Origin of the sequence: Streptomyces sp. NBC_01689 (assembly GCF_036250675.1) — a bacterium.
Taxonomy (GTDB): domain Bacteria; phylum Actinomycetota; class Actinomycetes; order Streptomycetales; family Streptomycetaceae; genus Streptomyces.
In genome coordinates, this window is sequence record NZ_CP109592.1 from 2,622,650 (window position 1) to 2,636,076 (window position 13,427).

Genomic DNA, 13,427 nt, shown 5'->3' on the forward strand with positions numbered 1-13,427 from the left:
GGTTCCCCTTGGCGGGCGTGCGGGCCGGTTGCAGGGCGGGGCGGACGGCGGCGCGGTGCGGGGTGGTGCGGAGAGCGGGGCCGGGCCGGGAGCTGAGCGGGACGGGGCCGAGCCGAGCGGGGAGCGCTCGGAGCCCGACCGGACGAAGCGGCCGTGGCGGACGCGTGGTGCGGGTGCGGGTGCGGCTGTGCCTTCGGGTACGGGCGGGCGCGGGTACGGCTGCGCCTTCGGGTACGGGTGGAGGCGGGTGCGGGTACGGCGGCGGGTGCGGTTACGCGGGCGAGAAGAGGTGGTCGCTGATGAGCCGCGCCGCTCCGATGACGCCGGCGGCGGGCCCCAACTCCCCCAGGACGATGGGCAGGTTGCCCGTCGCGAGCGGAAGCGACTGACGGTAGACCTGGGTGCGGATCGTGGCGAGCAGGGTGTGGCCGAGACCCGTCACCCCACCGCCGATCACCACCAGCCCGGGGTTGAAGAAGCTGACGAGAGCGGCGATGACCTGGCCGGTGCGGTTGCCGCCCTCGCGGATCAGGTCGAGGGAGGTGGCGTCCCCGGCCGCGGCCGCGGCGGCGACGTCGACGGCGGTCAGCACGCCCGCCGCCTCCAGCCGCGCGGCGAGTTCCACCGAGAGTCCCTGCTGCGCCGCGTCCGTGGCGTCCCGGGCGAGTGCGGCTCCGCTGAAGTGGGCCTCCAGGCAGCCGCGGTTCCCGCAGGCGCACGGGCGGCCGTCGGGCACCGCCTGGATGTGCCCGATGTCGCCCGCGCTGCCCGTCGTCCCGCGGTGGACCTCTCCGCCGACGACGATGCCGCAGCCGATACCGGTACCGATCTTGACGCAGAGGAAGTCGCCCACGGAGCGCGCGACGCCCGCGTGCTGTTCCCCCATCGCCATCAGGTTCACGTCGTTGTCGACCATGACGGGACACCCGAGGTCCTGACTGAGTGCCTCACGGACCGGGAAGCCGTCCCAGCCCGGCATGATCGGCGGTGCGACCGGGACGCCCTCGGGGAAGCGGACCGGCCCCGGGACTCCGATCCCGGCGCCGTCGAATCCCTCCGCGAGCCCGGAGGACCTGAGCTTGGCGGCCATGGCGAGGACCTGCTCGAACACGGCGACCGGGCCCTCACGGACGTCCATGGGCTGGTTGAGATGCCCGAGCACCTCCAGCTCGGCGTTGGTGACCGCCACGTCGATCGAGGTCGCCCCGATGTCGACGCCGAGGAAGCGCAGCGCCGGTGCGAGCCGGATGTTGTGGGATCGGCGCCCGCCGCGGGAGGCGGCGAGTCCGTCGGCGACGACGAGCCCGGTCTCCAGGAGCCGTTCCACCTCGACGGCCAGTTTCGACCGCGAGAGGTCGATCTGATCACCGAGCTGGGCGCGGGAGTTGGGGCCACCGTCGCGCAACAGGCGCAACAGACGCGCCTGGTGTGCGTTCGCGGGTCGAGCCGTCATACGTCTCACGAGCCCCTCCCCGCCTCGATCGGCCTGTGTCCAACGGGACGTGGCCACATCGCCGTGGCCTGCTTTCGAGGGGAACGTAGCAGCGGCTGCCGGGAGTGGGAAGAAGTTGCGCAGAGATTGCCGTCAACTTTCTCCACTCACAGGACAAAGCGCGGGGCGTGCGGGGCCCGGCGGGTTCCGCAGGCGCTCGGCGGTCCTCACGTTCCGCGGGCGCGCGGCGACGGGCCGGGCCGGGGCGTCGGGAAGCCGGGCCGGTGGCGCGGAGCCGGCCCGGCACCGGTGGCGCGCTGCCCGTACGGCGGGCCGGTGTTCCGTGCGGCGGGGTGTCCGTGCGGCGGGCCGGTGTCCATCGGCGACCGCGCGGTCCACCGTCCGGGGCACTGCCGGCGGCGGCTACTTCTCCCGCTCGTGGTACGTCTTGCGCGTGTGCTCGGTGTGGTCGCGCATGACCTGGGTGGCCCGGGCCTCGTCGCGGTCGGCGATGGCCGCGATGAGGTCGCGGTGCTCGATCCAGGACTGCCCGCCGCGCTGCCGGGCGACCGGGGTGTAGTACCAGCGCACCCGACGGTCGACCTGGGCGGCGAGTTCGGCGAGGACGGTGTTCCCGGCCAGCTCCATGACCTTCGCGTGGAAGCGGGCGTTGATCGCGACCGCGGCGTCCACGTCGTCGGCGGCGACCGCGCCCTCGCCCTCGGCGCACAGCTCCTCCAGGGCGGAGATGCCGGCGGAGCCCGCGTTGGCCGCGGCGAGCCGGGCGGCCTCGGCCTCCAGGAGCGTACGGACCGTGAGGAGCTGGTCGGCCTCCTCCTCCGTCGGCTCGTGCACGAACGCGCCCTGGGCGGGCCGCAGATCGACCCACCCCTCGGTGTTCAGCCGCTGCAGGGCCTCGCGCACGGGTTGCCGCGAGACACCGAGGTGGCCGGCGAGCTCACTCTCGACCAGGTGCTGGCCCGGCTGGAGGGCGCGGGTCGTGATGAGTTCGAGCAGCGCCTCGTAGACACGGTCGCGCAGCGGACCGGGCCGCTCGAGCCGGGGCACCGCCCCCTGCGGCAGTCCTGTCGACAACATCGCGGTCCCCCTCCTGGGCGGCGGTGGCACAGCGGCCGGGGCGTCCCCGCCACGGACCCGCGTCCGCCGCCGGCACGTTCCGTCATGGACACGCCTCACGGACGCGTCGCCGGCGCCGGATCGTCTCCGTCGCCGGGCACAGCGGTCACCGGTGCGCCGGTTTCCTCGGAAAGCCAGTATCAATTGTCTTTCGTCTACAGTCTACGGCGCACATATGCCAGGGGGCGGCACGGTCGGGCACGTCACATCGGTGCTCGGCCGCAGGTCACCGGGTTCAGGGGCAGCGGACGACCTGGCCCGCGTAGGACAGGTTGCCGCCGAAGCCGAAGAGGAGCACCGGGTCGCCCGTGCCGATCTCACCCCGCTCGACCAGCTTGGAGAGGGCGAGCGGGATGCTGGCGGCGGAGGTGTTCCCGGAGTCCACGACGTCGCGCGCGACCACCGCGTTCACGGCACCGATCTTCTGCGCGAGCGGCTCGATGATGCGCAGGTTCGCCTGGTGCAGGACGACCCCGGCAAGCTCCTCGGGTGTGAGCCCGGCGCGTTCACAGGCCTGTCGGGCGATCGCCGGGAGCCGGGTCGTCGCCCAGCGGTAGACGCTCTGGCCCTCCTGCGCGAACCGGGCGGGGGTGCCCTCGATGCGTACGGCGTGCCCCATCTCGGGCACCGAGCCCCACAGCACCGGTCCGATGCCCGGCGCCTCGCCCGGTGCCGCGGCCTCGACGACGGCGGCCCCCGCGCCGTCCCCGACCAGCACGCAGGTGGTGCGGTCGGTCCAGTCCGTCACGTCCGACATCTTGTCCGCGCCGATGACCAGGACCCGGGTCGCCGCCCCCGCGCGCACGGCGTGGTCGGCCGTGGCGAGCGCGTGGGTGAAGCCGGCGCAGACCACGTTGACGTCCATCGCCGCGGGGGACGGGATGCCGAGGCGGTGCGCGACCCGGGCGGCCATGTTCGGGGAGCGGTCGACGGCCGTCGAGGTGGCGACCAGTACGAGGTCGATGTCGTCCGGGGCCAGTCCGGCCGTCGCGAGCGCCTTGGCGGCGGCGTGCCCGGCGAGTTCGTCGACGGGTTCGTCGGGTCCGGCGATGTGGCGCGTGCGGATGCCCACCCGGCTCGTGATCCACTCGTCACTGGTGTCGACCAGGGCCGCCAGGTCCTCGTTGGTGAGGACCCTGGCGGGCTGGTAGTGGCCGACGGCCGCGATGCGTGAGCCGTTCATGGGGGGTCTCCCTCGTTGCCTTGGGTGGCGAGATCCTCCAGTCTGATCAGTGACCCATGGGTACGACGTCAGGTGATGCCACAGGAAAGCGGCGCGAGGGTTGTCGGCTTCTGTCAGACCCTCGGACACCCGAGCGCGGTCCGCACAGACGCCCGGACCTCATCCCGTGAACAGCTGCTTGACCTTGAGCACGAGCTCGTACAGGCCGTAGCAGAGCGGTGCCCCCACCCAGAGCCACGAGAAGGCGATCAGGGGCCGCCGGTCAGGCGGACTGCTGGGGCTGGACGGAGTCGTCATCGGCGGCCTCCCTCGGCGCGGGGACGTGGTGGCGTGCGTGGACGGGACGGATCAGCTCGTTGGCGACGAAGCCGACGGCCAGCAGTCCGATCATGATCAGGAACGAGATGTCGTAGAGCTCGGCGCCGTGCTTGCCCGCGTCCTTCTGCCGGTCCGCGATCCAGTTGACGATCAGCGGGCCGAGGACACCGGCCGTGGACCAGGCGGTGAGCAGCCGGCCGTGGATCGCGCCGACCTGGTAGGTCCCGAAGAGATCCTTGAGGTAGGCGGGGACGGTCGCGAAGCCACCCCCGTAGAAGGAGAGGATCACCAGCGCGCAGATGATGAAAAGGGGCTTGGAGGAGTCCCCGAACTGTGAGATCAACAGGTACATCAGCGCGCCCACGCCGAGGTAGACCCGGTAGATGTTCTTGCGCCCGATCAGGTCCGAGGTCGAGGACCAGCCGATCCGGCCCGCCATGTTCGCCGCCGAGAGCAGCGCCACGAAGCCCGCGGCCGCCGAGACCGACACCGGGGTGGACGAGTCCGCGAAGAAGTCCGTGATCATCGGCGCGGCCTTCTCCAGGATGCCGATGCCCGCGGTCACGTTCATGCACAGCACGAGCCACAGGCACCAGAACTGCGGGGTGCGCACCGCGTTCCTGGCCGAGACCTGCACCCCGTCGAGGGGCCCGGGGCGGGCCTCGACGGGCTTCTCGGAGCGCGGCACCCGTACCAGCAGCACGCCGAGCGTCATGAACACGGCGTACGACAGCCCGTGCACCAGGAAGGCGAGGGCGATGCCGGAGGAGTCGGAACCGAAGGACTTCAGCATCTGCGCGGACCACGGGGAGGCGATCAGCGCACCGCCGCCGAATCCCATGATCGCGATGCCGGTGGCCATGCCCGGCCGGTCCGGGAACCACTTGATCAGGGTCGAGACCGGCGAGATGTAGCCGATGCCCAGCCCGATACCGCCGACGAAGCCGTAGCCGAAGACGATCAGCCAGTACTGCTCGGTGGCGGCGCCGAGCGAGGCGATCAGGAAACCGCTGGAGAAGCAGACCAGGGCGACGGTCATCGCCCAGCGCGGACCGTTGCGCTCCACCAGGGTCCCGCCGAACGCGGCGGACAGTCCGAGCATGACGATGCCGAGCTGGAAGGGCAGCGCGCTCTGGGTTCCGCTGAGACCGAGCGCGGATTCGAGCGGTGGCTTGAAGACGCTCCAGGCGTAGGCCTGGCCGATGGAGAGGTGGACCGACAGGGCGGCGGGCGGGACGAGCCAGCGGCTCCAGCCGGGTGGCGCGACAGGGGGACTCATGATCCCGGACGATAGGAAGCGGTTGTCCGGTTGGGAACCCGTACGACATCAACTCGTCGACCGTATGCGGTGAACGGTGTCCGTCGTGCGACGAACGGTCGGCCGGGCGCGTGCGGCGGCCGGAAACGGACCGTCGTGCGGCCCTTGGTCCCGGACCGGCCGCCCCGGCTCCCGCCCCCGCCGCCGGGTCGCGACCCCCTCCGCCGCACGGCACCTCACCGTTCCGGTGCGGCGAGTCGTGCCGATTCGTCCGCCGTGAGCCGGAGGGCGGCCGCCGCCATGTTCTGCGCGAGGTGGTCCGGGTCGCCGGTGCCGGGGATCGCCAGCACATGCGGTCCCTGCCGCAAGGTCCAGGCCAGCCGGACCTGCGCGACGGACGCCTGGTGGGCGCGGGCGACGGCGCGCACCGTCTCGCCGTCCCGGGCGCCCGGACCCGCCTCGCGTCCGGCGCCGGCGATCGCGAAGAACGGCACGAAGGCGAGGCCGAGTTCACCGCAGATCCGCAGCAGGGACGCGTCCTCGGCGGACGCCCCGATCCCGTACGGGTTCTGCACGCACACGACCGGGGCGATGGCCCGGGCCTCGGCCAGTTGCCCGGCGGTGACATGGGAGACGCCGAGGTGGCGGATCAGTCCGGCGTCGCGCAGCTCGGCCAGCGCGCCGAAGTGCTCGGCGATCGAGCCGGTGCGCCGGCTCGGCGGCACCCGCAGGTTCACCACGTCCAGGTGATCGCGGCCGAGTTGGCGCAGGTTCTCCTCGACCTGGCCGCGCAGCTGCGCCGGGTCGGCCCACCACCAGGCGCCCGAGGCGTCCCGTCCCGGCCAGACCTTGGTGGCGATCACCAGGTCCCGCGGGTACGGCGCGAGCGCCCGGTTGATCAGTTCGTTGGCGGAGCGGGTGGCCGAGAAGTAGAACGCGGCGGTGTCGATGTGGTTCACGCCCAGCTCGACCGCCCGCCGGAGCACGGCGATCGACCGCTCACGGTCGCGGGGCACTCCCCCGCCGAAGGGCGCGGTGCCGGTCAGGCGCATCGCGCCGAACCCGATGCGGTTGACGGTCAGGTCGCCGAGTCGCCAGGTGCCCGCGGTTCCCGCGGTGGTCGTACGTGCGCTCATGACAGGGGTCTCCTCTTGCCGGTACGGGGTGGGGAACGCCCGGGCCGAGGGGCGGCTCGGGGCGGCCGGGACGCCCGAGGGGGCCCGGGCGGCCGGGGTGGCCGGGGTGGCGGGCGGGGTGAGCACCGCCGAGTCGGGTCCGCCCGGCGCCGGGACCCGTCGCGGGGCAGGACACGGGAAGGACCGGAGCACACCTCGGGACCGGAACACACCTCGGGACGGCCCGGGTCGCGCTCGGCCCCGGCGGGCCCTGGTCCGGGCATGAAAAAAGCCTTCCGGCGGACAGCGGTCCGCACCGAGAAGGCCTATGTGGTCAGCAGCATCCTAGCGGAGTGCCCGGCGCCTCCACCAGCGGGGTGTCCGACCGGAGCACCCGCCCGTGGGAGGGGGTCCGCGCCGGGTGCTGCGCGAAGCCTTGCCGCCCCAACTTCCATACTGTAGACAATATTTCGTCGACAGAGTTCGGCAGTTCCTCGGTACCCTCGACCGAACGGAGCGAGCCACAGTGAAAGTCGCCGTTCTCGGCGCCGGTGCGATCGGCGCCTATGTCGGGGCCGCGCTGCACCGCGCAGGCGCCGATGTGCATCTCATCGCCCGTGGACCGCATCTCGCGGCCATGAGGCGGCACGGAGTCCAGGTCCACAGTCCGCGCGGCGACTTCACCGCGCGCGCCCACGCCACCGACGACCCGGCCGAAGTCGGGCCCGTCGACTACGTCTTCCTGGGTCTGAAGGCCAACTCGTACGCGGCGTGCGGGCCGCTGATCGAGCCGCTGCTGCACCGGGACACGGCGGTGGTCGCCGCCCAGAACGGCATCCCCTGGTGGTACTTCCACCGGCACGGCGGCCCGCACGACGGCCACCGGGTGGAGAGCGTGGACCCCGACGGCGCGGTCAGCGCGGTACTCGCGCCCGAACGGGCCGTGGGATGCGTGGTGTACGCCGCGACCGAGCTGGAAGGGCCCGGGGTCGTCCGCCACCTGGAGGGCACCCGGTTCTCGATCGGCGAACCCGACCGCTCGCTCTCCCCCCGCTGCCGGACCCTCAGCGAGGCCATGCGGGCGGGCGGCCTCAAGTGCCCCGTCGAGTCCGACCTGCGCAACGACATCTGGCTGAAGCTGCTGGGCAACATCTCCTTCAACCCCATCAGCGCGCTGTCCCGGGCGACCATGCGGCAGATGTGCCTGCACGGCGGGACCCGCAAGGTCATCGAGATCATGATGGCCGAGACACTCGCCGTCGCCCGGGCCCTCGGCTGCGAGGTCGGCGTCTCCATCGAACGCCGGCTGGCCGGCGCCGAACGCGTCGGCGACCACCGCACCTCCACCCTGCAGGACCTGGAACGCGGCAAGCCGCTCGAACTCGACGTGCTGCTCGCGGCCGTCGTGGAACTGGCGGAGATCACCGGGGTCCCGGTCCCCACCCTCCGTACCGTGCACGCACTGTCGGATCTGCTCGCATCGAGGACCGCCGCATGAGGAAACGCGAACCGAGGATCTACACACGGCTCACGCACCCGCTGGTGCGGGACAGCCGGGACGAGCCCTTCCGGCGGGCCACCTGGGACGAGGCCCTGAGCCGCGCGGCCGCCGGACTGCACGCCGCGCGCGGTGCGTTCGGCATGTTCTCCTGCGCCCGCGCCACCAACGAGATGAACTTCGTGGCCCAGAAGTTCGCGCGCGTCGTCATGGGCACCAACAACGTCGACTCCTGCAACCGCACCTGTCACGCCCCGAGCGTCGCCGGTCTCTCCGCGGCCTTCGGCTCGGGCGGCGGGACCTCCTCCTACGCGGAGGTGGAGGAGACCGACCTCGTGGTGATGTGGGGCTCCAACGCCCGCTTCGCGCACCCCATCTTCTTCCAGCACGTGCTGAGGGGGATCAGGAACGGCGCCCGGATGTACGCGGTCGACCCCCGCCGCACCTCGACGGCCGAGTGGGCGGAGGGCTGGCTCGGTCTGAACGTCGGCACCGACATCCCGATGGCGCACGCGATCGGCCGCGAGATCATCCACGCGGGTCTCGTCAACCACGCGTTCGTCCGGCGCGCGACCAGCGGCTTCGAGGAGTACGCGCGGCTCGTGGAACCCTGGACGCTCTCCCTCGCGGAGAAGGTGACCGGCGTACCGGCCGCCGCGATAAGGGAGTTGGCGCACGCCTACGCACGCGCCGAGCGCGCCCAGCTGTGCTGGACCCTCGGCATCACCGAGCACCACAACGGCACCGACAACGTCCGCGCCCTGATCAACCTGTCCCTGCTGACGGGTCACGTGGGCCGCCCCGGCTCCGGGCTGCAACCCCTGCGCGGCCAGAACAACGTGCAGGGCGGCGGCGACATGGGAGCCATCCCCAACCGGCTCCCCGGCTTCCAGGACATCCTCGACCCGGACGCGCGCGCGAAGTTCGAGTCCGCGTGGAACACCGTCATCGAGCCGCACCACGGACTGAACCTGACCGAGATGTTCGAGGCGATGGAGGAGGGCACGCTCAAGGCGGTCTACTGCATCGGGGAGAACCCGGCGCAGTCGGAGGCCGACAGCGAGCAGGCCGTCCGGCGGCTCGGCGCCCTCGACTTCCTCGTCGTCCAGGACATCTTCCTCACCAGGACGGCCGAACTCGCCGACGTGGTGCTGCCGGCGACCGCCGGATGGGCCGAGACGGAGGGCACCACCACCAACAGCGAGCGGCGTGTCCAGCGGGTGCGCGCGGCGGTGACCCCGCCCGGTGAGGCCCGTGAGGACATCGACATCCTCCGCGACCTCGCCGCGCGCCTCGGGCACGAGTGGAAGTACGACGACTCCGAGGCCGTCTGGGACGAACTGCGCTCCCTCTCCCCCGACCACCACGGGATGACGTACGCGCGGCTGGAGGAGGAGCAGGGCATCCAGTGGCCCTGCCCGGACCCGACCCGCCTCGAACCACCGCACCTGCACGGCCGGTTGTGGGCCGACGACCCCGCCGAACGCGGCCGGCGCGCACCCTTCGGCCTCGTCGCGCACGACCCGCCGGTGGACCTGACGGACGAGACGTACCCGATCCGTCTCACCACCGGACGGCGGCTCGACTCGTACAACACCGGTGTGCAGAGCGGCGGTTTCGCCTCACCGCTGCGGCGCGGCGAGTACGTCGAGCTGTGCCCGGAGGACGCGGAGCGCTACGGGGTCGTGGTGGGCGAGGAGGTCCAGGTCTCCTCGCGCCGCGGCAGCGTGCGGGCGCCCGTGTGGATCGACACCGCCCTGCGCCCCGGGCTCGCGTTCATGACGATGCACTTTCCCGACGACGTGGACACCAACCGGCTGACGATCGAGGCGAACTGCCCGATCGCGGGGACGGCGGAGTTCAAGGCGTCGGCGATCCGGATCGACAAGCTGCCGGTCACGGCCGTGAGGAGCTGAGGCGGGACATGGATCTGCACTTCGGTGACAGCAAGCCCTCGGACGAGGAACGGGCCGCCGTCGACGCGCTGCTCGGCCCTCCGGAGTCCTCGTGGGAGGGCGCCGACCGGTCCGACGCCGACCTCAGGTGGGCGCGCGGTGGCCGCGAGGCACGCGCGCGCCGGGACCTGCTGCTGCCGGGGCTGCACGCCGTCAACGACCGGGTCGGCTGGATCAGCGAGGGCGCGCTCGCCTATCTGTGCCGCCGGCTGACCGTCCCCCCGGCGGAGGCGTACGGCGTCGCGACGTTCTACGCGATGTTCTCGGTGAAGCCGCGCCCGGCGACCGTGCTGCACGTCTGCACGGACCTCGCGTGCCTGGCGGCGGGGGCACCGGAGCTGTGCGAGGGGGTCGAGTCCCGGCTCGGCCCCGGCAGCGGGGTGAGCGTGCAGCGCGGCCCGTGCCTCGGTCTGTGCGAGCGGGCCCCGGCCGCGCTCGCCATCAGGGCGGGTGATCCGGTGCGTACCGCCGTGGCGGCGCCCGCCACCGTCGAGCGGGCCGTGCTGGCGGCGAGCGCGCCCGGGTCGGCGGCCGGGGAACCGCCCGCGGAGCGGGCCCTCCCCCAGGCCGGCGACCCCTCCCTGATCCTGCTGCGCCGCGTCGGCGTGGTCGATCCCGCGGACCTGGACGACTACCGGGCGCACGGCGGGTACACCGCGCTGCGCCGGGCCTTCGCGCTCGGGCCCGCCGGCGTCGTCCGCGAGGTGACCGAGTCGGGCCTGGTCGGGCGGGGCGGCGCGGCCTTCCCCACCGGCCGCAAGTGGCAGGCCACGGCGTCCCGGCCGGAGACCCCGCACTATCTGGTGTGCAACGCCGACGAGTCCGAACCGGGCACCTTCAAGGACCGGGTGCTCATGGAGGGTGACCCGTACGCGCTCGTCGAGGCGATGACGGTCGCCGGCTACGCGACCGGCGCACACCAGGGCTATCTGTACCTGCGGGGCGAGTACCCGCGCGCCCTGCGCCGCATGGAGCACGCCATCGGCCGGGCCCGTGCGCGGGGGCTGCTCGGCGACGACGTGCTCGGCCAGGGGTACGCCTTCGACATCGAGATCCGGCGCGGCGCGGGCGCGTACGTCTGCGGCGAGGAGACCGCCCTGTTCAACTCGATCGAGGGCCACCGGGGCGAGCCGCGCACCAAGCCGCCCTTCCCCGTGGAGAAGGGCCTGTTCGGCAGGCCCACCGCCGAGAACAACGTCGAGACGCTGGTGAACGTCCTGCCGGTCCTGACCATGGGCGCCGAGGCGTACGCGGCGATCGGCACCGCGGGCTCCACCGGTCCGAAGCTGTACTGCGTGTCGGGGAGCGTGGAGCGTCCCGGCGTCTGGGAACTGCCCTTCGGGGCGACGCTGCGCGAGTTGCTGGAGCGGGCGGGCGTGCGGGAGGGCCTGCGGGCGGTGCTGCTCGGCGGCGCGGCCGGCGGTTTCGTACGGCCCGACGAGCTGGACGTGCCGCTCACCTTCGAAGGCACCCGGGAGGCGGGCACGACCCTCGGCTCGGGTGTGGTCATGGCCTTCGACGACACCGTCCCCCTCCCACGTCTGCTGTTGCGGATCGCCGCGTTCTTCCGCGACGAGTCGTGCGGGCAGTGCGTGCCCTGCCGGGTCGGGACCGTACGCCAGGAGGAGGCGCTGCACCGGATCGCCGAGCGCACCGGCGCGGCCGCGGCGCACGACGTCGCCCTGCTCAGGGAGGTCGGCCGCGCGATGCGGGACGCCTCGATCTGCGGTCTGGGGCAGACCGCGTGGAACGCCGTGGAATCCGCGATCGACCGTCTGGGGGTCTACGCATGACCGTGACACCGCTGGGGACTCCCCGCCGGCTGGTCGAGTTCACCCTCGACGGCGAACCGGTGCGGGCCCCCGAGGGATCGCCGCTTCTCGACGCCTGCCGGTCCGCGGGCAAGGACGTCCCGGCCCTGTGCCAAGGTGACACGCTGACCCCGAAGAACGCCTGCCGGATCTGTGTCGTCGAGGTCGAGGGCGCCCGCACCCTGGTCCCGGCCTGCTCGCGCGGCGCCGAGCAGGGCATGCGGGTACGGACGGACACGGAGCGCGTGCGCCACAGCCGCCGGATCGTCCTCGAACTGCTCGCCTCCTCGGTGGATCTGTCGACCACGCCCCGGGTGGCGGGGTGGATCGAGGAGTACGGGGCCGAGCCCGGCCGGTTCGGCCCCGACGCGGCCCGCGTCGACGAGGAGCCCCGGGTCGACAACACCCTGTACGTGCGCGACTACGACAAGTGCATCCTCTGCTACAAGTGCGTGGACGCCTGTGGCGACCAGTGGCAGAACACCTTCGCGATCGCGGTCGCCGGACGCGGTTTCGACGCCCGGATCGCGGTGGAGCACGACGCCCCGCTGACCGACTCGGCCTGCGTGTACTGCGGGAACTGCATAGAGGTCTGTCCGACGGGAGCGCTCTCCTTCAGGTCGGAGTTCGACATGCGGGCGGCGGGTACCTGGGACGAGTCCGCGCAGACGGCCACGACCACGGTGTGCGCGTACTGCGGTGTGGGCTGCAACCTCACGCTGCACGTGCAGGACAATGAGATCGTCAAGGTCACCTCTCCGCACGACAACCCGGTGACCCACGGCAATCTCTGCATCAAGGGCCGTTTCGGCTACCAGCACGTACAGAACCGGGACTGATCAGGACATGGGACGAGTCACGGAACGACGCAAGGTGATCCGCATCCGGGACGGGGCCGAGAGCACCCGCCCCGACACACTGGTCGCCGAGGAACCCCTGGAGATCCGCCTCAACGGGAGGGCGCTCGCCATCACCATGCGCACCCCGGGCGACGACTTCGCGCTCGCGGCGGGCTTCCTGGTCAGCGAGGGGGTCCTCGGCAGGGCGGAGGAACTGCAGAGCATCGTCTACTGCGCGGGCGCGACGGCGGACGGCTCGAACACGTACAACGTCGTGGACGTACGGACGGCGCCCGGCGTCGTCATGCCCGACATCACCCTCGAACGCAACGTCTACACGACGTCGTCCTGCGGTCTGTGCGGCAAGGCGAGCCTGGACGCGGTCCGTACGACCGCGCGCTGGACCATCGACGACGGTGACGACGCTCCCCCGGTCCGGCTGGAGCCCGCACTCCTCGCCGTCCTCCCCGACCGGCTGCGTGCGGCGCAGCGGGTTTTCGACCGGACCGGGGGTCTGCACGCCGCGGCGCTGTTCACGGAGGACGGCGAGCTGCTCGACGTGCGCGAGGACGTGGGCCGGCACAACGCGGTCGACAAGCTGGTCGGGCGCGCCCTTCAGGACGGGAGGCTGCCGCTCTCCCGGACCGTTCTGCTGGTGTCGGGGCGGGCCTCGTTCGAACTGGCGCAGAAGGCCGTCATGGCGGGCATCCCGGTCCTGGCGGCGGTCTCGGCCCCCTCGTCCCTCGCCGTGGACCTCGCCGCCGAGTCGGGCCTGACGCTGGTCGGATTCCTGCGCGGCGCCTCCATGAACGTGTACGCGGGCGAGCACCGCATCGCCCTGCGGGCCGCGGCCGCCCAGGGCTGACCGGCTCCCCGCGACA

The 13,427-nt window shown here is 72.5% G+C and carries 11 protein-coding genes; 5 read left to right on the forward strand and 6 right to left on the reverse strand.

Annotated features, from left to right (window positions below):
- Positions 1-271 precede the first annotated feature (271 nt).
- From OG776_RS11145 to OG776_RS11170, 6 genes are all read right to left on the reverse strand, one after another.
- Positions 272-1,453 (reverse strand): ROK family transcriptional regulator, encoded by a 1,182-nt coding sequence (locus OG776_RS11145; RefSeq protein WP_148012968.1) that lies wholly within the window; start codon positions 1,451-1,453, stop codon positions 272-274.
- 402 nt (positions 1,454-1,855) lie between these two features.
- Positions 1,856-2,530 carry a GntR family transcriptional regulator gene (locus OG776_RS11150; protein WP_148012969.1) on the reverse strand — a complete coding sequence of 225 codons (675 nt, stop codon included), beginning with the start codon at positions 2,528-2,530 and terminating at the stop codon, positions 1,856-1,858.
- Positions 2,531-2,804: 274 nt separating this feature from the next.
- Complete coding sequence (locus tag OG776_RS11155) at positions 2,805-3,752, reverse strand: beta-ketoacyl-ACP synthase III (RefSeq protein ID WP_329320377.1); 948 nt, start codon at positions 3,750-3,752, stop codon at positions 2,805-2,807.
- A 159-nt stretch (positions 3,753-3,911) separates the two neighbouring features.
- Positions 3,912-4,049: an MFS transporter small subunit gene (locus OG776_RS11160; RefSeq protein ID WP_187285946.1), complete on the reverse strand. Its 138-nt coding sequence runs from the start codon at positions 4,047-4,049 to the stop codon at positions 3,912-3,914.
- On the reverse strand, positions 4,015-5,349 hold the full coding sequence (locus tag OG776_RS11165; protein ID WP_148012971.1) for an OFA family MFS transporter: 1,335 nt from the start codon (positions 5,347-5,349) through the stop codon (positions 4,015-4,017). Before OG776_RS11165 ends, OG776_RS11160 begins: the two co-directional genes overlap by 35 nt.
- A 215-nt stretch (positions 5,350-5,564) precedes the next feature.
- Entirely contained in the window at positions 5,565-6,464 is a 900-nt protein-coding gene (locus OG776_RS11170) for an aldo/keto reductase (RefSeq protein WP_148009728.1), read from the reverse strand.
- Between the two features lie 505 nt (positions 6,465-6,969).
- On the opposite strand from OG776_RS11170, the gene OG776_RS11175 reads away from it, so the two are divergent.
- The 5 genes from OG776_RS11175 to fdhD are packed head-to-tail and all read left to right on the forward strand — an operon-like array spanning position 6,970 to position 13,411.
- Positions 6,970-7,941: a 2-dehydropantoate 2-reductase gene (locus OG776_RS11175; RefSeq protein ID WP_148012974.1), complete on the forward strand. Its 972-nt coding sequence runs from the start codon at positions 6,970-6,972 to the stop codon at positions 7,939-7,941.
- A complete protein-coding gene (locus OG776_RS11180; protein ID WP_148012975.1) occupies positions 7,938-9,857 on the forward strand; it encodes a molybdopterin oxidoreductase family protein in 1,920 nt (639 codons plus the stop codon). The genes OG776_RS11175 and OG776_RS11180 overlap by 4 nt, the downstream gene beginning before the upstream one ends.
- Positions 9,858-9,865: 8 nt before the next feature.
- Entirely contained in the window at positions 9,866-11,689 is a 1,824-nt protein-coding gene (locus OG776_RS11185) for an NAD(P)H-dependent oxidoreductase subunit E (protein ID WP_148012976.1), read from the forward strand.
- Entirely contained in the window at positions 11,686-12,546 is an 861-nt protein-coding gene (locus tag OG776_RS11190; RefSeq protein WP_148012977.1) for a 2Fe-2S iron-sulfur cluster-binding protein, read from the forward strand. Before OG776_RS11185 ends, OG776_RS11190 begins: the two co-directional genes overlap by 4 nt.
- 7 nt (positions 12,547-12,553) lie before the next feature.
- Positions 12,554-13,411: a formate dehydrogenase accessory sulfurtransferase FdhD gene (fdhD, locus tag OG776_RS11195; protein WP_148012978.1), complete on the forward strand. Its 858-nt coding sequence runs from the start codon at positions 12,554-12,556 to the stop codon at positions 13,409-13,411.
- Positions 13,412-13,427: the final 16 nt, after the last annotated feature.

Bases quoted from the DNA above. Each gene is read 5' to 3' on its own strand.
- OG776_RS11145 (WP_148012968.1), bottom strand. From the start codon at position 1,453: ATGACGGCTCGACCCGCGAACGCACACCAGGCGCGTCTGTTGCGCCTG.
- OG776_RS11150 (WP_148012969.1), bottom strand. From the start codon at position 2,530: ATGTTGTCGACAGGACTGCCGCAGGGGGCGGTGCCCCGGCTCGAGCGG.
- OG776_RS11155 (WP_329320377.1), bottom strand. From the start codon at position 3,752: ATGAACGGCTCACGCATCGCGGCCGTCGGCCACTACCAGCCCGCCAGG.
- OG776_RS11160 (WP_187285946.1), bottom strand. From the start codon at position 4,049: ATGACGACTCCGTCCAGCCCCAGCAGTCCGCCTGACCGGCGGCCCCTG.
- OG776_RS11165 (WP_148012971.1), bottom strand. From the start codon at position 5,349: ATGAGTCCCCCTGTCGCGCCACCCGGCTGGAGCCGCTGGCTCGTCCCG.
- OG776_RS11170 (WP_148009728.1), bottom strand. From the start codon at position 6,464: ATGAGCGCACGTACGACCACCGCGGGAACCGCGGGCACCTGGCGACTC.
- OG776_RS11180 (WP_148012975.1), top strand. From the start codon at position 7,938: ATGAGGAAACGCGAACCGAGGATCTACACACGGCTCACGCACCCGCTG.
- OG776_RS11185 (WP_148012976.1), top strand. From the start codon at position 9,866: ATGGATCTGCACTTCGGTGACAGCAAGCCCTCGGACGAGGAACGGGCC.
- OG776_RS11190 (WP_148012977.1), top strand. From the start codon at position 11,686: ATGACCGTGACACCGCTGGGGACTCCCCGCCGGCTGGTCGAGTTCACC.
- fdhD (WP_148012978.1), top strand. From the start codon at position 12,554: ATGGGACGAGTCACGGAACGACGCAAGGTGATCCGCATCCGGGACGGG.